Annotated in this window: 19 protein-coding genes; 8 read left to right on the plus strand and 11 right to left on the minus strand. The window is 65.1% G+C overall.

The genetic code is table 11. The features are described from left to right. Positions 1-3 precede the first annotated feature (3 nt). The 5 genes from flhB (at position 4) to WHZ77_RS11385 (ending at position 6,543) form a co-directional block, all read left to right on the plus strand. A complete protein-coding gene (flhB, locus tag WHZ77_RS11365) occupies positions 4-1,083 on the plus strand; it encodes a flagellar biosynthesis protein FlhB (protein WP_375313748.1) in 1,080 nt (359 codons plus the stop codon). 154 nt (positions 1,084-1,237) lie between these two features. Next, positions 1,238-3,820, plus strand: coding sequence for a cell cycle histidine kinase CckA (gene cckA, locus WHZ77_RS11370; protein WP_375313749.1), 2,583 nt, complete (start codon positions 1,238-1,240; stop codon positions 3,818-3,820). Positions 3,821-4,054: 234 nt separating this feature from the next. Next, complete coding sequence (locus WHZ77_RS11375) at positions 4,055-5,098, plus strand: Tim44-like domain-containing protein (RefSeq protein ID WP_375313750.1); 1,044 nt, start codon at positions 4,055-4,057, stop codon at positions 5,096-5,098. Positions 5,099-5,258: 160 nt separating this feature from the next. Continuing rightward, positions 5,259-5,963: a glutathione S-transferase gene (locus WHZ77_RS11380; RefSeq protein ID WP_375313751.1), complete on the plus strand. Its 705-nt coding sequence runs from the start codon at positions 5,259-5,261 to the stop codon at positions 5,961-5,963. Positions 5,964-6,339: 376 nt separating this feature from the next. Next, positions 6,340-6,543, plus strand: coding sequence for a hypothetical protein (locus WHZ77_RS11385; RefSeq protein ID WP_375313752.1), 204 nt, complete (start codon positions 6,340-6,342; stop codon positions 6,541-6,543). Here the strand turns inward: WHZ77_RS11385 and WHZ77_RS11390 are convergent. Together WHZ77_RS11390 and WHZ77_RS11395 are read right to left on the minus strand one after the other, a co-directional pair. Beyond that, positions 6,531-6,704: a hypothetical protein gene (locus WHZ77_RS11390; protein ID WP_015684977.1), complete on the minus strand. Its 174-nt coding sequence runs from the start codon at positions 6,702-6,704 to the stop codon at positions 6,531-6,533. The genes WHZ77_RS11385 and WHZ77_RS11390 overlap by 13 nt on opposite strands. Positions 6,705-6,813: 109 nt before the next feature. After that, positions 6,814-7,287 (minus strand): hypothetical protein, encoded by a 474-nt coding sequence (locus WHZ77_RS11395; protein WP_375313753.1) that lies wholly within the window; start codon positions 7,285-7,287, stop codon positions 6,814-6,816. A 224-nt stretch (positions 7,288-7,511) separates the two neighbouring features. Between WHZ77_RS11395 and WHZ77_RS11400 the strand changes: the two genes are divergently transcribed. Beyond that, a complete protein-coding gene (locus tag WHZ77_RS11400) occupies positions 7,512-9,167 on the plus strand; it encodes a fumarate hydratase (RefSeq protein ID WP_375313754.1) in 1,656 nt (551 codons plus the stop codon). Positions 9,168-9,427: 260 nt separating this feature from the next. Here the strand turns inward: WHZ77_RS11400 and WHZ77_RS11405 are convergent, their stop codons facing one another. The 6 genes from WHZ77_RS11405 to WHZ77_RS11430 form a co-directional block, all read right to left on the minus strand. Next, positions 9,428-10,348 carry an SH3 domain-containing protein gene (locus tag WHZ77_RS11405; RefSeq protein WP_375313755.1) on the minus strand — a complete coding sequence of 307 codons (921 nt, stop codon included), beginning with the start codon at positions 10,346-10,348 and terminating at the stop codon, positions 9,428-9,430. A 19-nt stretch (positions 10,349-10,367) separates the two neighbouring features. Then, positions 10,368-10,664 carry a hypothetical protein gene (locus WHZ77_RS11410; protein WP_143840772.1) on the minus strand — a complete coding sequence of 99 codons (297 nt, stop codon included), beginning with the start codon at positions 10,662-10,664 and terminating at the stop codon, positions 10,368-10,370. Positions 10,665-10,771: 107 nt separating this feature from the next. Beyond that, a complete protein-coding gene (locus WHZ77_RS11415) occupies positions 10,772-11,323 on the minus strand; it encodes an inner membrane-spanning protein YciB (RefSeq protein ID WP_375313756.1) in 552 nt (183 codons plus the stop codon). Positions 11,324-11,337: 14 nt separating this feature from the next. Next, on the minus strand, positions 11,338-11,913 hold the full coding sequence (locus WHZ77_RS11420) for a hypothetical protein (protein ID WP_375313757.1): 576 nt from the start codon (positions 11,911-11,913) through the stop codon (positions 11,338-11,340). 76 nt (positions 11,914-11,989) lie between these two features. Then, on the minus strand, positions 11,990-12,295 hold the full coding sequence (locus WHZ77_RS11425; protein WP_375313758.1) for a hypothetical protein: 306 nt from the start codon (positions 12,293-12,295) through the stop codon (positions 11,990-11,992). A gap of 84 nt (positions 12,296-12,379) precedes the next feature. Beyond that, positions 12,380-13,777: a carotenoid oxygenase family protein gene (locus tag WHZ77_RS11430; protein WP_375313759.1), complete on the minus strand. Its 1,398-nt coding sequence runs from the start codon at positions 13,775-13,777 to the stop codon at positions 12,380-12,382. 110 nt (positions 13,778-13,887) lie between these two features. On the opposite strand from WHZ77_RS11430, the gene WHZ77_RS11435 reads away from it, so the two are divergent. Beyond that, on the plus strand, positions 13,888-14,598 hold the full coding sequence (locus WHZ77_RS11435) for a TetR/AcrR family transcriptional regulator (RefSeq protein WP_375313760.1): 711 nt from the start codon (positions 13,888-13,890) through the stop codon (positions 14,596-14,598). A 21-nt stretch (positions 14,599-14,619) separates the two neighbouring features. Here the strand turns inward: WHZ77_RS11435 and WHZ77_RS11440 are convergent, their stop codons facing one another. Continuing rightward, complete coding sequence (locus WHZ77_RS11440; RefSeq protein ID WP_375313761.1) at positions 14,620-15,273, minus strand: hypothetical protein; 654 nt, start codon at positions 15,271-15,273, stop codon at positions 14,620-14,622. Positions 15,274-15,388: 115 nt separating this feature from the next. Here WHZ77_RS11440 and WHZ77_RS11445 point away from each other — a divergent pair, with 115 nt between their 5' ends. After that, positions 15,389-15,955, plus strand: a complete 567-nt coding sequence (locus WHZ77_RS11445) for an SET domain-containing protein (protein WP_375313762.1) — start codon at positions 15,389-15,391, stop codon at positions 15,953-15,955. 10 nt (positions 15,956-15,965) lie between these two features. Here WHZ77_RS11445 and WHZ77_RS11450 read toward each other — a convergent pair whose 3' ends face one another. Beyond that, positions 15,966-17,576: a response regulator gene (locus tag WHZ77_RS11450; protein WP_375313763.1), complete on the minus strand. Its 1,611-nt coding sequence runs from the start codon at positions 17,574-17,576 to the stop codon at positions 15,966-15,968. Beyond that, positions 17,573-19,342, minus strand: coding sequence for an ATP-binding protein (locus WHZ77_RS11455; protein WP_375313764.1), 1,770 nt, complete (start codon positions 19,340-19,342; stop codon positions 17,573-17,575). Before WHZ77_RS11455 ends, WHZ77_RS11450 begins: the two co-directional genes overlap by 4 nt. Positions 19,343-19,347 lie beyond the last annotated feature (5 nt).

The raw sequence follows: 19,347 nt of genomic DNA on the forward strand, positions 1-19,347 counted from the left end.
TCGATGGCGGATGACAAGGATCCAGAGAGTCAAACAGAAGACCCGACGCAAAAACGCCTCGAGGAGGCGCTCGAACGCGGTGACGTCGCCAAGAGCCAGGAGATCAACACCTGGTTCATGATCGCGGGCGGCACGCTCGTGGTCTCGACCTTCTCGGGATCGGTCGGCAGCGGGCTGCTGACGCCGATGCGTGGCCTGCTCGCCAATTCCTGGATGATCAAGACCGACGGCAAGGCCCTGCTAGCGTTGATGCAGCAGATCGAATTCGCGGTGCTCGCGGCGGTCGGCGTGCCGCTGCTGATGCTGGCGCTGGCGGCGATCGCCGGCAACATGCTCCAGCACCGGCTGGTGTGGTCGGCGGAATCCCTCAAGCCCAAATTCAGCAAGATCTCGCCCGCCGCGGGCTTCGCCCGCATCTTCGGCAAGCAGGCCGCGGCAAACTTTCTGAAAGGCATCGGCAAGCTGATCGCGCTCAGCGTGGTGATGACCATCGTCCTGTGGCCGGAACGGCACCGCATGGAGGCGATGGTCAAGCTCGACCCGGCCGCCCTGCTGGGCGCCACCACCAGCATGACCATCCATCTGCTCGGTGCCGTGGTCGCCGCGCTCGCGATCGTCGCCATCGGCGACTATTTCTTCCAGTATCGCAGCTGGTTCCAGCGGCAGAAGATGTCGCTCCAGGAGATCAAGGAAGAGTTCAAGCAGTCCGAAGGCGACCCTCACATCAAGGGCAAGCTCAGGCAGTTGCGACAGCAGCGCTCCAAGAAGCGCATGATGGCGGCGGTTCCCAAGGCTGCCGTGATCATCACCAACCCGACCCACTATTCGGTGGCGCTGTCCTACGAGCGCGGCATGTCGGCGCCGATCTGCGTCGCCAAGGGCGTCGACAACCTCGCTTTCAAGATCCGGGAGATCGCGCGGGAGCACGACATTCCGATCGTCGAGAACGTGCCGCTGGCCCGCGCGCTTTACGCCACCGTCGAAATCGACCAGGAAATCCCGACCGAGCACTACCATGCGGTCGCCGAGGTCATCGGCTACGTGATGCGGCTGAAGCGCGGATTCAGCGCCGGCCGCGGATAAAACCCCCGAAAAGTACCGGAAATGGCCGTAATCTGGGAATCAGCGTACCTTTCGCCCTTGCTGCCCTTGCGCCTGCGGGTCCGATTCAGGCAGGGAGGACCCTGCGCGCGGCGTAGCGCGTTGATTCTCTGCCGACAGGCTGTGCCAGCTTGAGATGACTGCCGAGACCGACCACGACCTCCCACGCGAGCCCGTTGCGGCGCACGAGCCGTCGCCGCGCTCGGGCAGCATTGCGCTCGTGCTGCTGGTGGCGGCCGGCCTCGTCGCGGTCGCCGTCGGGCTGATGACGCTCGGGCGCGTGCAGGCGCAGCCCTACATTCTCGGCATCCTCGCCGTGCTGGCGATGGTCGGCCTGTTCAACCTGTTCGCCTTCGCCGCCGGCATCATCCGCTTCGTCGACCGCAATCTCGACGATCCCGTGATGGGCCGTATCGCCGACCACGCCTTCGACGGGCTGGCGGTGACCGACCCGCGCGGCCATGTGATCTATTCCAATGCGGCCTATCTGACGCTGACCGGCGCCGCCGGTCCACAGGACGTGCGTCCCGTGGAGCGCGTCTTCATCGGCAACCCCGACGTCTCCGAAGCCGTGTTCCGCCTGCTGAAGGCGGCCCGCGAAGGCAAGCGGCAGCAGGAGGAGGTGCGCATCTCCGGCCAGGACGGCAGCCAGGGCCGCTGGCTGCGCATGCGGGTGCGTCCGCTCGGCACGGGAAAGCGCGAGACGCGCTATGCGGTGTGGTCGATTGCCGACATCACCCGTGATCGCGAGCGCCAGGAGGACGTGTTCCAGGAGCTCCAGCATGCGATCGAATATCTCGACCACGCGCCGTGCGGCTTCTTCTCGGTCAATCCGGCCGGGGAGCTCGCCTATGTCAACGCGACGCTGGCGAACTGGCTCGACTACGATCTGGCCGAGATCGGCTCGGGCGGGCTGAAGCTCACCGACATCGTCTCGGGCGATGGCGCCTCGCTGCTGACGTCGATCGTGGCGGTGCCGGGCGAGGTGAAGACGGAAGTTTTCGACATCGACCTGCGCATGCGCACCGGCAAGACCATGCCGGTGCGGCTGTATCACAAGCTCGCCTTCGGCGCCGACGGGGCGCCGGGGCCGTCGCGCACACTGGTCATCAGCCGCGCCCGCGACGAGCGCAGCGATCCGGACCGCGCCGCCGAAGTGCGCTTCATGCGCTTCTTCGACCACACGCCGATGGCGATCGCGACCGTCGACCGCGGCGGCAACGTCGTGCGCGCCAATGCGCGCTATGCCAAGCTCGGGCAGGCGCTCGGGCTCGACAGCGCCAGCAAGTCGATCTTCCGTGCGGTCAGTTCGCGCGACCGTCATCTGCTGATCGCGGCCATCAACCAGGCCGCAGAAGGCCAGGCCGACATCGCGCCGGTCGAGGTCGCCCTCGAAGGGACCAAGGAGCGCTGGGGCCAGTTCTTCGTCACGCCGGTCGACTCGGCCGAGAACGACGCCGAAGCCGCCATCGTGCACATGCTCGAGACCACCGAGCGGCGCGCGCTGGAGAACCAGATCAACCAGTCGCAGAAGATGGAGACCGTCGGCCAGCTCGCCGGCGGCATTGCCCACGACTTCAACAACGTGCTCTCCGCCATCATGATGGCGAACGACTTCCTGCTGAACGCGCACAAGCCGACCGATCCGTCGTTCCAGGACATCATGCAGATCAAGCAGAACGCGACGCGTGCCGCCACGCTGGTGCGGCAGCTGCTGGCGTTCTCGCGGCGGCAGACGCTGCGGCCGCAGGTGCTCGATCTCGGCGATGCGCTTTCCGACCTCGCGATGCTGCTGCGCCGGCTGATCGGCGAGAAGGTCAAGCAGGAGACTATCCACGGCCGCGACCTCTGGCCGGTGAAGGTCGACGTCTCCCAGTTCGAGCAGGTGATCGTCAATCTCGCGGTCAACGCGCGCGATGCCATGCCCGACGGCGGCAAGCTGATCATCCGCACCGCCAACGTCACCGCGGAAGAAGCGGCCAAGCTCGCCTACAAGGGCATGCCGGCCGCGGACTATGTGCGGATCGAGGTCGCCGATACCGGCACCGGCATTCCCGCCGACATCCGCGACAAGATCTTCGAGCCCTTCTTCTCGACCAAGGAAGTCGGCAAGGGCACCGGCCTCGGACTCTCCACGGTCTACGGCATCGTCAAGCAGACCGGCGGTTTCATCTACGTCGATTCCGAGCCGGGGCAGGGCACCTCGTTCCAGATCTTCCTGCCGCGCCATCATGCCGAGCTCGAAGCGCAGGTCGAGCAGCCCGCGGCCGTGGCCAGCGCGACCAATGGCGCCGCCAAGGACGCTGCGCCCGCAGCGGAGGCGAAGCCGCGCGCAGATCTCACCGGACAGGGCACCATCCTGCTGGTCGAGGATGAGGAGGGCCTGCGCGCGCTCAACGCACGCGGCCTGCGCTCGCGCGGCTACACCGTGGTCGAGGCCGAGAACGGCGTCGAGGCCATGGAGATGCTGGAGGAGCAGAGCGGCGCGATCGATCTCGTCGTCTCCGACGTCGTGATGCCGGAGATGGACGGCCCGACGCTGCTCAAGGCGATGCGAGAAACCAATCCCGACATCAAGTTCATCTTCGTCTCCGGCTATGCCGAGGACGCCTTCGAGAAGAGCCTGCCCGAAGGCCAGCAATTCGACTTCCTGCCAAAACCGTTCACGCTCAGCCAGCTCGTGGCGGCGGTGAAGGAGACGATGGTGAAGCAGGGCTGAGGCTGAGAGGCGGTGACGGCTTTGATGGAGCTTCGCTCGCCAGGACGAGGGAGAAAGCGGAAACCCCGTCCAAGACCCGCCGGTACCCCGCGACCATAGTTCCGCCGCAGGTCTGGCCAAACCCTCGTCAAATATGGGCTTTTGCCACATCCCCGCGACTGAGGGCCGCAGCCATGGGTTCCGAAACCGGCTTCCTTTTTCGGGAAGTCTGCCCATCTTAGGATGCACGTCCCCATGCCGGGGATTTGGGAAACGAACATGAATTTCTCGCAACGCTCCCGCAGTCTCTTCAAGACGATCGCCGTCGTGCTGGCGCTTGCGCTGCCGACTGCACTGGCGATCTCGTCCGCCGACGCGCGGGTCGGTGGCGGCATGTCGTCGGGTTCGCGCGGCTCGCGGACCTATTCGGCGCCGCCCTCGACCACGACCGCGCCGGGCTCGGCCTCGCAGTTCAACCGCACCTACACCCAACCGGGCGCAGGCATGAATTCGGCCGCAGCCGCGCCCGCGCGCGGCGGCCTGTTCGGCCGTGCCGGCGGCTTCATGGGCGGCCTCGCGGCCGGCTTCCTCGGTGCAGGCCTGCTCGGCATGCTGTTCGGCGGCGGCCTGTTTGGCGGCCTCGGCGGCCTGTCGTCGATCCTCGGCCTGATCATCCAGATCGTGCTGGTGGTTGTCGTGGTGCGGCTGGCGATGTCCTGGTGGCAGCGCCGCCACACGCCGCAGGCGGCCTATGCCAACGCCGATGCGAGCGCCGGTCAGGGTCCGCAGCCGAACTATCGCAGCGGCCTTGGCGGCGGCGCTCCTGGTGGTGGCCTTGGCGGCGGTCTTGGCAGCGGTCTTGGCGGCTTCGGCTTCGGTGGCGCCAACAACGCCCCGCTCGAGATCAAGCCTGATGACTACGAGGCGTTCGAGCGCCTGCTCGGTGATGTCCAGGCCGCCTGGTCGAACGAGGACGTGGCCAAGCTGCACACGCTCGCGACGCCGGAGATGGTCTCCTATTTCGAGCAGGACCTCGGCAAGAACCGGGCGCGCAACGTCGTCAACAAGGTCACGAATGTGAAACTGTTGCAGGGCGATCTCGCGGAATCCTGGCGCGAAGGCGAGACCGACTACGCCACGGTGGCGCTGCGCTTCGCACTCACCGACAAGACGCTCGACCGCAACACCGGCGCGATCGTCGACGGCAGCGAGCAGCCGGGCGAGGCCACCGAGGTCTGGACCTTCGCCCGCCGTCCGAACGGCGCTTGGGAATTGTCGGCGATCCAGCAGACCAACTGATCGCCTTCGAATTGAAGACAAGGGCGTCGTGCTTCGGCACGGCGCCCTTTTCGTTTGTGCGGCTTGAGCTCTCTCCTCCGTCACTGAGCCCCACCCTGACGGAACCGGGAGCCGCGTGTTAGATTGGTCCGGTCGCCCCCCACATGCACGGACCCCTCCCATGAAATACGAGCTCTACTATTGGCCCGAGATCCAGGGCCGCGGCGAATATGTGCGGCTGGCGCTGGAGGAGGCGGGTGCGGCTTACGTGGACGTCGCGCGCGGTCCGCGCGGCACCGGCGCGATGATGAAGATGATGGACGCGAAGGGCACGCCGCCCTTTGCGCCGCCGTTCCTGAAAGCCGGCAAGCTGGTCATCGGTCAGACCGCCAACATTCTGCTTTATCTCGGCGGTCGTCACGGGCTCGCGCCGAAGACGGAAGCGGGAAAGCTCTGGGTGCACCAGCTTGAGCTCACCATCACCGATCTCGTGCTGGAGATCCACGACACCCATCATCCGCTCGGACCGTCGCTCTACTACGAAGACCAGAAGCCGGCGGCCAGGAAGCGCACGGCCGAGTTCTGGAGCGAGCGCGTGCCGAAATATCTCGGCTATTTCGAGCAGCTCCTTACCGACAATGGCGGCGCCTATGTCACCGGACGCAGGCTCACCTATGTCGATCTCTCGCTATTCCAGATCGTCGCCGGGCTGCGCTACGCCTTCCCCAGGCGCATGAAGGCGTTCGAGGCAGACATCCCCGGCCTCGTCGGCCTGCACGACCGGATCGCCGCGAGGCCGAACATCAAGGCCTATCTTGCGAGCGAGCGCCGCATTCCCTTCAACGAGCAGGGTATCTTCCGCCGCTACAGGGAGCTCGATGGCTAGAGCGATTTCGAGCGAAGTGGATGCCGGTTCGCGCGAAACGCGTCAAAACAAGAGAGTCTAGCCGGTCCGGAGAGAGGCTGGCGGCAGCCCCCGTTCCGGACCGGCCGTTTCGGGCGCGATCAATCGCCCGAACGCGTCATGGCCCCCGAGCGTCTGTGAACGCTCCGGACCAGATCGCTCATTTAAATCGTCGGGGACGGGGGAGAGGTCGTGCTCGTCTGGGCAGGGGGGCTTGCAGAACATCGTCGCGACTCCCGTTGCGTGGGTGCGGACGCTGTCTAGCGGGGGCCGGACGCGGTGGCGTCGCCCGATTGGAGGAGCGCGCGCGTTTTTCCGGGAGGTCTCGGCTTATCGCAGAGAGGCGTGATGCGTGCTCATGGCGCACGCGAACAGAAGCGCGTCGATCGCGCCGGCTGTGATCGCGTTCTGCAGCGGCAGGCATGCGATGATGCGCGGCGCTCTGGATCGACCGCGCGCGATATCGGCTCGCTTATCCGGCAAAGATCTGGCCGGATGCGCGAAAGGCCCGATCGACCGGATCGGGCGCTTCGTCATCGGCAGGCTCGATCAGGCGAGCTGATCGATCCGCGTGCCCTGACCCGGCGGCAGCGGCGCCGGCGGCGGCGGCTTGTAGGTCGGGTCGTTGTCCTTGGTCTTGGCCTGGTCGTCCTGCTGCTTGGTCGTGTCGTAGCTCGGGACCACGATCGCGATCGGCGGCGGCGTAACGGTAGAAACGCTCATCCACAAATCCTCACATATAGAAACAATTGACCGTGCGCCGCGAGGGACGAAGTTTCCTTCAAGCCAATCGTTAAAATGCGAGGGATCTGATGTGGTGGAAGGCGCGCTTCTATTCGTCCTTGCCGCGCGTGATCACGATGGACGCATCGGTCTTGGTGCGGGTGCATTCCATGTTGAGCCGCCGGTAGCGCATGGCGACCTTGTCACCGCGGAGTAGTCCCATCCGCTTCAGGCAGCGTGTTGCGCCCGTCGTGGTGTCGTCCTTGGTCACGGTGAAGACGATCGCCGCCATCGACCCCACCAGTGCATAGAACTCCGGCTTGGGCTTGCGATCGCCCTTGGCATAGAGCTCGATGGAATATTTATCGCCGCGGCAAGCCACCGACAGCTCCTTGGCGAGCGGGTGCGTCAGGTAGACGACGTTTGCTGCCCGGAAATTCACCTTGAGGCGATCGACCTGGTTCGCCAGCTCCTTGGCGCTGTCGTCGCAACGGTCGGCGCGCGCGGGTGAGGCGAGGGTCACAAGTCCGGTGATGGCGGCGGCGACCAGGATCGCGCCGCGGAAGTGCGGTTTGAAAATCATTTGAAAAGCCCCTTAGGGCGCGTATTCAACCGTCGTCGCACGCGGAGTGCAAGGGGGGCACCTCGGACTTCCCACGCATCATGGTGGCCCCGGGTTGCCGCCGACAGCCGCCGAATCGGGATGCCCTGGCCGCGCCGTAGCGCCTTCCCTTTGTGGCAAAAAAGCTTAGAACGCTTCCATGCTGAGAGGCCCGCGAGGGCTCCAAAACCCCGAGATCCGCCCCCATGAACGCTCCCACCGCTTTCCCCGACCAATCCAAGCCCGTTCCGCCCTACAAGCACACCCCGCTGTTCCCGCTGGGCAAGGACGAGACGCCCTACAAGAAGATCACGGCCGAGGGCGTGCGGGTCGAGAAGGTCCTGGGCAGGGACATGCTGGTGGTGTCGCGCGAGGCGCTGCGGGCGCTGTCGGAGGCAGCTTTCGGCGACATCAACCATTATCTGCGCCCCGGCCATCTGAAGCAGCTCCGCGCGATCCTGGAGGACGGCGAGGCCAGCCCGAACGACAAGTTCGTCGCGCTGGACTTCCTGAAGAACGCCAACATCGCGGCCGGCGGCGTGCTGCCGATGTGCCAGGACACCGGCACCGCGATCATCATGGGCAAGAAGGGCTGCAATGTCATCACCGACGGTGACGACGAGGCCGCGCTGTCGGAAGGCGCGCGTGATGCCTACCTGCGCCGCAATCTGCGCTACTCGCAGGTCGCGCCGCTCTCGATGTACGAGGAGAAGAACACCGCCAACAACATGCCGGCGCAGTGCGAGATCTACGCCGAGGGGGATGACGCCTACAAGTTCATGTTCATGGCCAAGGGCGGCGGCTCCGCGAACAAGAGCTTCCTGTTCCAGGCCACGCCCTCGGTGCTGACCAAGGATCGGCTGCTCGCCTTTCTGAAGGAAAAGATCCTCACCCTCGGCACCGCGGCGTGCCCGCCCTATCACCTCGCCATCGTGATCGGCGGCACTTCGGCCGAGCTCTGCATGAAGACGGTGAAGCTCGCCTCCGCCCGCTATCTCGATGCGCTACCGACCCACGGCTCGCCCGACGGCAACGCCTTCCGCGACGTCGAGATGGAGCAGGAAATTCACAGGATGACGCAGTCGCTCGGCGTCGGCGCGCAGTTCGGCGGCAAATATTTCTGTCACGACGTGCGCGTGATCCGCATGCCGCGTCATGGCGCCTCGCTGCCGATCGGCCTTGGGGTGTCCTGCTCGGCCGATCGCCAGGTGCTCGGCAAGATCACGAAGGATGGTGTCTATCTCGAGGAGCTCGAGCACAACCCTGCGCAGTATCTGCCGCAGGTCGAGCAGTCGCTCGGCGGCGAGGTCGTCAAGATCGACCTCAACCAGCCGATGAAGGACATCCTGGCGACGTTCTCGAAGTATCCGATCAAGACGCGGGTCTCGATGACCGGCACCATGATCGTCGCGCGCGATTCCGCGCATGCCAAGCTGCGCGAGCGTCTCGACAAGGGCGAGCCGCTGCCGGATTATTTCAAGAACCACCCGGTCTACTACGCGGGCCCCGCCAAGACTCCCGAGGGTTACGCCTCCGGCGCGTTCGGTCCGACCACCGCGGGCCGCATGGATTCCTTCGTCGACCAATTCCAGGCCGCCGGCGGCTCGATGGTGATGGTGGCCAAGGGCAACCGCGCGCCGGCCGTGCGCGAGGCCTGCAAGAAGTATGGCGGCTTCTATCTCGGCTCGATCGGCGGCGCCGCGGCAAACCTCGCCGAGCACTGCATCAAGAAGGTCGAGGTGCTCGAATATCCCGAGCTCGGCATGGAAGCGATCTGGCGCATCGAAGTCGTCGACTTCCCGGCCTTCATCATCATCGACGACAAGGGGAACGACTTCTTCAAGGAGTTGAATTTGGGCTAGCGCATCACCTGGCCCCGCTTGCGGCGGCGATCGCTGTTGAAGCTGTCCCCCCGCGGCGCATCCTTCGAGACGCCCGCCGTTGGCGGGCCCTCAGGATGAGGGCGGAGTATGCGGCTGCAGTTTCTGGGACGCCGACGTAGTTCAGCCTCATCCTGAGGAGACCGCGAAGCGGTCGTCTCGAAGGACGAGGCGCTTGCTCAGTGGTAGCCAGAAAGCATGTGCGATTGCCCTACGGCCCGCAGGGCGGGGAGATCGGATCGCTAACTGCAATTCGTGACCTGGTTGGAGCACAGACCGCGCCACCAGCCGCGGACGCCGTCCTGGCTCTCGACCAGGCCCCAGAGGCCGCTGCAGGCGAAGATGCGCTTCGGGCCGCCGTCGGTGTCGATCGCACCGCCGAGCTCGCGCTGGGCGGGCATCCATTTGGCATCGACGAAGGGCGCCTGAAACAGTCCGCCCATGCGGGTCGCGCCGTTGGCATAGGCGGCGCCAACCTTGTTGGAGGCGACCCAACCGCGCCCGGCATAGGGCTTTGGCGCATTGCGCGGATATCGTTTGTCGTCCTCGTAGTCCTTGCCCGGCGGCTTGGCGCCTTCGATCAGAAACCAGCCATCCCTGAAGCCGATGATGCGGAATTCGGTCAGCCAGCCGCCGTCGGGTGTGTTCTCGGCACCCCCGAGCTTGAGCCGGTAGGGCGGCGGCAGCGTGCCGAGCACGCGCGCCTTGGTTGATGGCTCGGCGCGCACGTTGAGGCCATCAGGATCCTTGTCGATGGACCAAGCGCCGAGGTCGCAGGGCTCGGTGCCTGAAGGCAAGCTTGCGCGCTTGCCGGCGAGATCGGCGTGCAGCTTGGCGAAATCGGTGTCGTCGTTGTCAGGATCCGGCCCGGTGCGGGGCTTCAGCTCGGCCGAGATCGCGCGCGTCGCATCCGGTGTGAGCGTGACGACGAGCATCTGGCGCGCAGCGAACACGCTTGCCGGGGTCTTTGGATCGTTCGACGTGGCGGGATCAACGGCGAGGTAGCCGGTCGCGCCATCGGTCCGGTAGGCGGAGCCTGCGACATAGCCGGCGGGTACCATGGCGAGCGCGCTTGCGCGCCACGCCGGTTCGGTGTCATCCGCACGCGCCGCTTGTGTCGCGACGCAGAGGATCGTTGCCGCGATGAGACGGAGAATGCGCATGGTTGCCTGATGCGCGGCTTTACGCCTTCGTACCGGTGAACGGGAAGCTGCCCATCGGGCCGATGCCCATTTCGCCGCTCATGCTGTCGCCGGAGACCTTTCCGATGAACTCGAGCGTCAACGGCATCGGCTTGTCGATCGAGACTTTCCAGTTGACGGCGTCGCCGCTGATGGTGCCGTCGAAGATCTCGGCGGAGTTGCCGTCGGCGCCCTGAGTGCCCGTCAGCGTGCCGCCGGAGCTCGACAGGGTCAGCGTCGCCTGGCGCTCGCCCATCGGCGTCGTCATGGTCAGATTCCAGTTGCCGTCCACGGCCATTCGCGTCTCCCGACTTTTTCCGGCGGCCCGCGACAATTCGCAAGGCTGGCCAGAAACGCCTATAACCCAACTCGCGGGGCCTGCCTAACGCTCTCTTTGACGCGGCCTCAGGCGCGGGCCGCGCGGATGCGGCTTCCGACAAGGAGACGGAAAGCGACGTACTGGATCGCGAACGCCACAAGCTTCGCGCCGATCAACACCACCGAAATATAGAAGACCCACAGCTTCATGTCGCCCGTCATGGCAACCGCGACGGTGCCTGCGGCGAGCACGAACATCAGCGCGGCCCAGGCGTAGCCCGCGACGGTGACGTATTCCGGAATGGTCTCGGTCACGATCGCCGGCAGGTAGCGCAGCATCCAGCCGCGCTTGAGCATGATGATGCCGATCGCGATATGCCCGATCGCCGGCTTTGCCAGCACGAAGCGCGGGTCGTTGGTGAGCAGGGTCGCGCCACCGAGCACGATGACGAGACCGAGGCTTGCCCAGGTCATGTAGCCGAGCGTCTGGCCCTTGATCCGCGCCCAGACCACCTGGCCGATGGCGCCGAGGATAGCGACCGTCGTTGCGAGGATGACGTTGTCGGTCGTCAGATAAATCACCAGGAAGACGATGGTGGAGAGGAAATCAGAGACGAGCCGGCGGAATACGTCTTTCATCGTCTGTCCTGTCTTCAATGGGCGTGGGGCAGCGCGGTGGCGGGCGCAGCATATTTGATCTGGCAATATTCGGGATACCACTTCGTGAAATAGATCGCACTGTTGCGGGCGGCGAAGGCGACCGCAAGGCCCGACCAGACCGGCAGGCCGGGAAAGTAGAGCAGCACGATGTTCGCTGCCATCATCAACAGCGCGGCCGCGGTCCAGGCGCCGGTGATGATGTAGTTGGCAGTGAGGAAGCCGGGGATCGCCGCGGTCTCGGCGGGGACCGCTTCAACCGCATATTGCAGCGTGAAGGGACGGCGAACCAGCATCGAGCCGAGCGAGATTACGAAGATGCCGATATCGACCGACAGCTTGACGCCGAGCGTGCCGAGCGCGGGATCGACCAGCGCGAGGGTGAGGCCGATGGCGGCGAAGATGATCGCCGAGCCCGCGGCCAGGATCTTCACGGAGCGGCCGCGCGCAACGTCGATCGCGATGGTGGCGAGGCAGATCGCGGAGGCCGCGAACACGCTTGAAGTCGCCGACGTCACCAGCATCAGGAAAGAGTAGACGCCGTAGGGCGCGAGGATCAGGAAAATCGCCATGGACGGCCTCAGTCTGGCTAATCTTTACAGTGTCAAGATAGATAGTCGAGCCGGTCCGGCGGGGCAAGCGAAATCTTTACAGCGTCAAAATTACGTAAGTGACCTCCAAAAGATGAAATGCCGCAATGGCTTGGTCGGACGCCTCTTGGGCGAATTCCGCCCAGGGCAGGCGTGACAGGACCGGCAGTCCGGTCGCGATAAGGAGGCCGATGGCGAGCAGGATGCCGCCGTTGAAAATGGTCCGGCTGCCCCGCTGGAGCCGGATCGTCGGGAACGCGAGCGCGGCGAGGCAGTCGGTGATTGAGGGCAGGTGCATGGGAGGCTCCTCTTCTGTCATTCCGGGGCGACGCGAAGCGTCGAGCTCCGATGCGCAATTGCGCATCGGAGAATCCATCGGGCGTCGGACGTGCGGCAAAATGGATTCCGGGTTCGCGCTAACGCGCGCCCCGGAATGACGAGGGGAGAGCTACGCCGTCCCCACCCAATTGCCGTGAAAGCCGTCGGGCACGCGATGGCCGAGCTGCACCAGCGCGACGGGGCCCGCCTCGACATCGGTGGCGTTGAATACGGCAAGGTCGCTGCGGTTTTCCCGCGCGCGCCAGACAACCGCGAGCAGCCAGCCGTCGCCTTCGGCCGTATCCCTCGCGCGCTCGACGAACACCGGCTCGGAGATGGTGTCGCCGGCCGGCAGCAGATATTGGCCGAGCCGCTTGCCGTTGCCGTCGACATGCACGACGCCTGACAGCGCGCCGAACATCGGCAGTTTCGGATTGGCGCAGGCGTACCAGCCGTGATGGTTCTTCAGCCCGGCGCGACGATCGTCGATGCGGGGGAATTCGCCGGTGAGATCGTCGAGATAAGTCTGCTGGAAGCGGTCGGTATTGCCGGAGAGATCGAACGTCCAGCGGCAGTGGCGGGCGCGCGATTTCTCCGGATCGGTCGGCCGGCCGTCGGGATGTGGAAACAGCGGCGCTTCCTCGAACTGCATGACGTCGGCGACGATGCGGCCATCGTCCTCCCACGCATTCATGACGTGGAAGACGTAGCAAGCCTCGGCACGAAACCAGACGATGTCCTTGGCTGCGCCGTTGCGCTTCATCACGCCGACATAGGCGCCCTTGTCCGGCTCCCAGGCATAAGGCGGCCGTCCGCTCATCGCGCGCTCCATGCTGCCGGTGATGGGGAGGATCGGAAACAGTACATGGTTCTCGGTGACGATGAAGTCGTGCACCATGCTGGCATAGGGCGCCTCGAAGCGTTCGAACCGCGTCGCCTTGCCTGTTACATCGATCGATCCCCAGGAGAGGGCAGGCGTCAGCGGCCCCGCTGCGTTGTAGCCGAAGAACACGAGCTCGCCGGTCACGGGATCCGTCTTTGGATGCGCGGTAAAACTGCCGGCGACGCGGCCGTGATAATTGTGATAGCCGCGCGTTGCCAGCGTGCCCGGCTCGATCTCGGTCGGCAGATGCGCTTCTTCCAGCGCGAGCAGCTTGCCGGCATGGAAGATGATGTTGGTGTTGGCGACGCCGCCGTCGGTGAGGTTTTGCGGCGCATCCGGCAGCTTGCGGCCGAAACCGCCGAACAGCGCGCGGCCGGCATCGTGCTCGGCCAGCCATTTCGGCGTGCGGACCCAGCGGTTGCGATAGCTGGCGCGGCCGTTCTCGAGGTGGAAGGCGTGCAGCATGCCGTCGCCGACGAACCAGTGCGCGCCGGGCGCGTCGAACTGCGGATTAGGGCCGTTGCGATAGAGCGTGCCGTTCAGCTCGCGTGGCAATTCGCCGACGATCCTGAGGAAGGGCGCGTCGGCCTCGAATGGAATCGGCCCGAGATTGTTGCGGCGCTCGATGATGGCGTCCGGCTGCACGGCGTATCCCCTCCGTTTATCTTTACATCGTAAAGATCAAATAGAACCGATCGCGGCGCGGGTCAAGCGAAATCTTTACACTGTCAATATTGCGTCATATAGCTGGGTTCATGGCCAAGTCAGAAACGGCGCGCCGCCCGCGCACTTCGAAGAAAACGTCCTCGGTATCGTCGGCGCCGCCCCGCACCGCGAGCGCGAAGACCGAGACGCCTTATCATCACGGCGCTCTGCGCGAGGCGTTGCTGCAGGCGGCCGAGCGGGTGCTGGAGCGCGACGGGCTTTCCGGCCTGACCTTGCGCGCGGTGGCGCGCGAGGCGGGCGTGTCGCACGCCGCACCCACCCATCATTTCGGCGACCTCACCGGCCTGCTCAGCGAACTCGCCGCCGTCGGCTTTCGCCAGTTCAACGCGGCGATGGCGTCGGCGTGCGATACAGCCGCCACGCCGCTCGCGCGCGCGCTGGCGCGGCCAAAAGCCTATGTCGCCTATGCGCAGGCCCATCCAGGCATGTACGGCATCATGTTCCGCACCGAACGCCTCGATTATTCCCGGCCGTCGCTGCGCGAGGCGGCTGAGGCCTCCTTCGCCGGGCTTGCCAACGCCATCGGCATGATGCGGCAGGAGCAGATCAGCGAGGACTCGCTGACGCTGAACCAGGGCGCTGCGATCGCGCGCGCCTGGTCGATGGTGCACGGGTTCACCATGCTGCTGCTCGACGGACGGCTCGAGGATATCCTGGGGCGCCTGCCCGAGGGCACGACGCCCGAACGCCTGTTCGAGGCGATGCTGGTGGCGCCCATGAGCGGGAAGCTGCCGGCATAGCGTCCTGGGCCGGGCGCAGGCCTAGCGCCGCGTCGCGAACTCGACCGCGCGGCCGCTGGTGCCGATGACCTTCACCTCGTCCACGTCGCAGTTGAAGCCGCGGGCGACCTCGTCAGCCGCGTTTCGGGCAAGCTCATTGGCGTTCGGATTGGCTGTCGCGTCGACATAGGCGACGTGGCAGACCGGGCCAGGTGGCAGCCGCGTCACGACCAGCATGGCCTTGGTGTTCGGCCGTCCCTGCTTGTCGAGGTCGGTGCCGTCGGCGATGTGCCAGCGCTGGATGATCGCGAACGGCTTTCCACCCGCCCCGCGCCACTCGACGGTGATCTCCGACGAATTGAACGGGCCGAACCAGACCTTTGCCGCCGGTTCCTCACCGGCGGCCTTGCGATTGCGGCCGACCGAGACGATTTCGCGCAGATCGTCCTCTGAGATCAGCACCACCAGCCCGGCCTTGCCCGGGCAGACCCGCGTGGTGCTGCCGTCGAGCTCGCTGGGCTTGCCGATCTGGCGGCAATCCTTTGGCGCAGTCGAGGTGTAGGCGCTGCCCAGCGATTGGGCGTCAGCATTACCTACGTTCGAGCAGGCAAGCAGCACGGCCAGGCAAATCAACGCAATACGCCTCATGATGACGCCCTGATGCAGCGGGAACTCCGTACCATCAGACGTCTTCATTGTGGGCAAGGTTCAAACAGAGGCGGGATATACCTGACAGGGCCGAGGAATCGTTCTAGAAGAGCGGCTTCGCTTGAGGCATCGGGCCTCGTTTGCGTCCTCATTTTTCTCGATCATGCCAGCCATCGCTTCCAGCAAATCCTATCGTGTCGGCCGTTCCAGGACCGGACTTGGCCTCTTCGCCACCATGCCGATCAAGAAGGGGACCCGGATCATCCGTTATTTCGGACCGATCCTGGACTCCAGGATCCCCGCGCATGACGAGATCGAGAACAAGTATCTGTTCGAGCTCAACAACCGCTGGACCATCGACGGTTCGGTGCGCAAGAACCTCGCCCGCTACATCAACCATTCCTGCCGGCCCAACGCCGAATCCGACGTCCGGCCGCGCGAGCGCAAGGTCTTCATCCGCGCCATCAGGAACATCGAGCCGGGCGACGAGATCAACTACGATTACGGCACCGATTATTTCAAAGCCTATCTGAAGCCGATCGGCTGCAAGTGCGACTCGTGCGAGAAGAAGCGCAAGAAGCTGCGCGCAGAGGCGCGCGCCGAACGCGCCAAGGTGAAGGCCCGCGCGGAGCGTAAGGCGCTGAAGGCCGGTGCGAAGGGCGCCGCGGCGAAAAAGAAGAAGCTGAACGGCAAGCATTTCGGCGGCAAGGTCGGCCGGGCGAAGGCGTAGCTTCCGCCGGTCACGGCTTGCTGGAGCTGCCTGCATCCAGCGCCATCCGGACCGCGGAGGCGAGCTCGGCAGGCCGGAACGGCTTGCGGAGAAACGGTGCGGAGCCCATGGCGGCTTCCAGGGCCGCGGAATCGGCATAGCCGCTGACGAACAGCACGGGGAGGGTGGGTTGCACGACCCGCGCCGCCTTGACGACCTCGGCGCCGTTGGTGCCCGGCATCGAAAAGTCGATGATCATCAGTTGCGGGTTTACCGTCTTCTGCATGGCAAGCGCCGCGTTGCCATGGTCCGCTTCGTGTACCACGTATCCGATCTCGGCCAGGAAACTCGTCATCAGCCCGCGGACGTCGTGATCGTCGTCGACGACCAGGATCCGTTCCGCGTGTCCGCTTTCGGCCGCGCGCTGCGCTGCGGCGGCCGTCTCCGTACCGGCAAACGAGCGGCGCAGCGCCAGTTGGATCGACGTACCCTTGCCGACCTCGCTCTTGATGTCGACGTCGCCGCCCATCTGCCGCACCAGCCCGTAGACCTGCGACAATCCAAGGCCCGTTCCCTTGCCGGGTGGCTTGGTGGTGAAGAAGGGATCGAACGCGCGCGCGATCACGTCCGGCGGCATTCCCGTCCCGGTGTCCGTCACGGACAGCGTGATCCTGCGATCGTCGGTCTCGTTGGGAGCCGTGGTGATCGTCAATGTTCCACCGTTCGGCATCGCATCTCTGGCATTGATCGCCAGATTGAGCAGGCTGACTTCGAGCTGGTTGTAGTCCGCGACCACGAAAGGTGCGCCCGCATCGAGATCGGTCTTGATCGCGATATTGGCCCCGAGTGACTGGCTGAGCAATTCGGAGGCGTCCAGGATCAGGCGGTTGAGGTCGACGGACTCCGTCGCAAGCTTCTGGGTCCGCGAGAAAGCCAGCAATTGCGCAGTCAGCTTCGAGCCGCGCTCGGCCGCCTTGAACGCGTTCTCCGCCAGTCTCGTGATGCGTGGTTCTGTCGTACGGGCACGTATCAGATCAAGATTGCCCACCACTGCGGTCAGGAGATTGTTGAAATCGTGCGCGAGCCCTCCGGTCAACTGGCCGACGGCCTCCATTTTCTGGGCCTGCAACAGCTCGGACTCCGCCTTCTTGCGTTGCGCAATTTCCTGCCGCAGTTTTCGGTTGGCCTTTTCCAGCTCTTCGGTTCGCTCCTGAACCTGCTTGTCGAGCGTCGCATTCAGCGATCGCAATGCGTCCTCGGAGCGGCGGACACGTAGCAGCGCATTGATCGCGGCGGCGAGCTCGAGTGGTTCGGCTGGCTGCACGAGATAGGAATCGGCGCCGGCGTTCAGTCCAATGACGCGGTGTTCGCTCGCCGTGAAAGTGGCCGACGTTTGCAGCACCATCACTTGCGGCCATTTCTGCTTGATGAAGGCGCAGACTTCGAAGCCGTTGATGTCTGGCAATTGAACGTCAAGGAGAACGAGAGGCGGCATGTGCTGCTCGATCAGTCGCAGCGCCTCCGCGCCGGTCTGGGCCTCGATCACGGCAAATCCGGCGGCCTGCAGATCGCGTGTCTTCACGTAGCGCTGCGATTCGAGGTCGTCCACGTTGAGGATGACGGTCTTTTCGCTGTTGCTCATGAGACACCCTGGACGGCGTCGCGCAGGAACGAGGTTACGCTCTCCCGGGAGATCGCGTTCTTGGAGATCAGCCGCACATGCTCGGGCAGCCGCGCCCGGAGCGGGCCGTCGATCGTCATCGACGTCGAGACGACGACGGGGATGCCGTTGGTGCGGTCGTCGGCGGCGAGCTGCTGCAGCACGGTGAAGCCGTCCACCGCCGGCATTTGCAGGTCGAGAACGATGACGTCCGGCTTTTTTTCGCGGGCAAGCCGCAGGCCTTCTTCGCCGCCGTCGGCCTCCATGAACTCATAGCGGGTCTCGTTGCCGACGATCTGGCGCATGACGTAACGGAAGGTCTCGTCGTCGTCGATCAGCAGCACGCTCTTGCTGTCGTCGGCCGAGCGAGCCATCGTCTCAAGGTCCGGCTCGCCGAGCGAGGCCGGAATCTTCAGCGAGAAGATCGAGCCCTGGCCCGGGTTGCTCTCGACGATGAGGTCGCCGCCGAGCAGGCGCGCCAGCGAGCGTGACAGGGGCAGCCCAAGGCCGGTGCCTTTCGCCTTCCTCTGCAGCTTGGTATCGACTTGCGAGAATTCCTCGAAGATCCGTTCGTGATGCTCCGGCGCGATTCCGATGCCGGTGTCGCGGACGGAAAAGATGATGCTCGCGCCGTTTTCGCCGGTGCGGGCAGTCACCCGCACTTCGCCTTCTTCGGTGAATTTCAACGCGTTCGAGATCAGGTTGCGCAGGATCTGCGCCACCTTTGCCTCATCGGTGTAGAGTGATTGCAGCTCCTTCGGGGATTCGAACAGCAACTCGACGGCCGTGCTGGTCAAGAGCGGCTTCAGCGCGCCGCGCAGCGCCCCGAACAGGCTCGTGACCGCGAACCGCACCGGCTTGATCTCGGCCTTGCCGGCCTCGACCTTGGCGAGATCCAGCATGTCGTTGACGAGATCGAGCAGGCTCTCCGCCGATCGCCTGATGTAGCCGACCTGTCGCTCCTGTTCCGGCGTCAAATCGCCGTCGATGCGGTCGAGCAGCAGGCGCGACAGCGCCAGCACCGAATTCAGCGGTGTTCTGAATTCGTGGCTCATGTTCGACAGGAAGCGGGTCTTGAGTTCGCTGGCCTGCCGCAATTGTTCGGCGCGGCCGTCGAGCTCGGCGTAGAGCGCCACCACGCCGCGGTTGGTGTCGCCGAGCTCCTGGTTGAGCTGCTGGCTTTCCTCCTCGCGGCGCCGCAGCTCCTCCAGGTTCTGCATCAGCTCGCGGTTCTGCTCGCGCAGGGCTGCGAGCGGATCGGACGAGGTCTCCTTCTTCAGGCTGCTGACCACGTCGGTGAGCTTGGCGCGCGGCCACGGCGCAATGTGGGGCGGCAGCTTGTGCCCGACCTCGACGATCGTCCCCTGGCCCGGCGTCGACTCGATATTGAACGTGTCCATCAGCCGGCGCGCGCCGATCAGACCAAGGCCCATCCCGCTCGACGAACGGTATTGCCCGTCGAGGATGAGCTGGAGATTGTCGATGCCCGGCCCGTTGTCGCAGATGCGGACGGCGAAACGCTGCGGAACCGTTCCGGCGTCCAACGCAAATTCGGCGCGCCCGCCACCGGCATAGCCATAGGCGTTGCGTGCGAGCTCGGAGACCGCGGTGGCGATGCGGGTCTGGTCCTGCCGTTCAAATCCCAGCATGTCGGCGACGCGATGAGCGCGTTGGCGGACTGCGACGACATCGCTCTCGTTCTCGATCGGCACGGTGACGATAGGCCACAATTTAGCAGATGCCGGCATGTGCT

The sequence above is a fragment of the Bradyrhizobium sp. A5 genome, assembly GCF_042076515.1.
GTDB lineage: Bacteria > Pseudomonadota > Alphaproteobacteria > Rhizobiales > Xanthobacteraceae > Bradyrhizobium > Bradyrhizobium cosmicum.

Excerpts from the sequence above, each read along its gene's own strand:
- flhB (WP_375313748.1), top strand. The coding sequence starts at position 4 with ATGGCGGATGACAAGGATCCAGAGAGTCAAACAGAAGACCCGACGCAA.
- cckA (WP_375313749.1), top strand. The coding sequence starts at position 1,238 with ATGACTGCCGAGACCGACCACGACCTCCCACGCGAGCCCGTTGCGGCG.
- WHZ77_RS11375 (WP_375313750.1), top strand. The coding sequence starts at position 4,055 with ATGCCGGGGATTTGGGAAACGAACATGAATTTCTCGCAACGCTCCCGC.
- WHZ77_RS11380 (WP_375313751.1), top strand. The coding sequence starts at position 5,259 with ATGAAATACGAGCTCTACTATTGGCCCGAGATCCAGGGCCGCGGCGAA.
- WHZ77_RS11385 (WP_375313752.1), top strand. The coding sequence starts at position 6,340 with ATGGCGCACGCGAACAGAAGCGCGTCGATCGCGCCGGCTGTGATCGCG.
- WHZ77_RS11390 (WP_015684977.1), bottom strand. The coding sequence starts at position 6,704 with ATGAGCGTTTCTACCGTTACGCCGCCGCCGATCGCGATCGTGGTCCCG.
- WHZ77_RS11395 (WP_375313753.1), bottom strand. The coding sequence starts at position 7,287 with ATGATTTTCAAACCGCACTTCCGCGGCGCGATCCTGGTCGCCGCCGCC.
- WHZ77_RS11400 (WP_375313754.1), top strand. The coding sequence starts at position 7,512 with ATGAACGCTCCCACCGCTTTCCCCGACCAATCCAAGCCCGTTCCGCCC.
- WHZ77_RS11405 (WP_375313755.1), bottom strand. The coding sequence starts at position 10,348 with ATGCGCATTCTCCGTCTCATCGCGGCAACGATCCTCTGCGTCGCGACA.
- WHZ77_RS11410 (WP_143840772.1), bottom strand. The coding sequence starts at position 10,664 with ATGGCCGTGGACGGCAACTGGAATCTGACCATGACGACGCCGATGGGC.
- WHZ77_RS11415 (WP_375313756.1), bottom strand. The coding sequence starts at position 11,323 with ATGAAAGACGTATTCCGCCGGCTCGTCTCTGATTTCCTCTCCACCATC.
- WHZ77_RS11420 (WP_375313757.1), bottom strand. The coding sequence starts at position 11,913 with ATGGCGATTTTCCTGATCCTCGCGCCCTACGGCGTCTACTCTTTCCTG.
- WHZ77_RS11425 (WP_375313758.1), bottom strand. The coding sequence starts at position 12,295 with ATGCGCAATTGCGCATCGGAGCTCGACGCTTCGCGTCGCCCCGGAATG.
- WHZ77_RS11435 (WP_375313760.1), top strand. The coding sequence starts at position 13,888 with ATGGCCAAGTCAGAAACGGCGCGCCGCCCGCGCACTTCGAAGAAAACG.
- WHZ77_RS11440 (WP_375313761.1), bottom strand. The coding sequence starts at position 15,273 with ATGAAGACGTCTGATGGTACGGAGTTCCCGCTGCATCAGGGCGTCATC.
- WHZ77_RS11445 (WP_375313762.1), top strand. The coding sequence starts at position 15,389 with ATGCCAGCCATCGCTTCCAGCAAATCCTATCGTGTCGGCCGTTCCAGG.
- WHZ77_RS11450 (WP_375313763.1), bottom strand. The coding sequence starts at position 17,576 with ATGAGCAACAGCGAAAAGACCGTCATCCTCAACGTGGACGACCTCGAA.
- WHZ77_RS11455 (WP_375313764.1), bottom strand. The coding sequence starts at position 19,342 with ATGCCGGCATCTGCTAAATTGTGGCCTATCGTCACCGTGCCGATCGAG.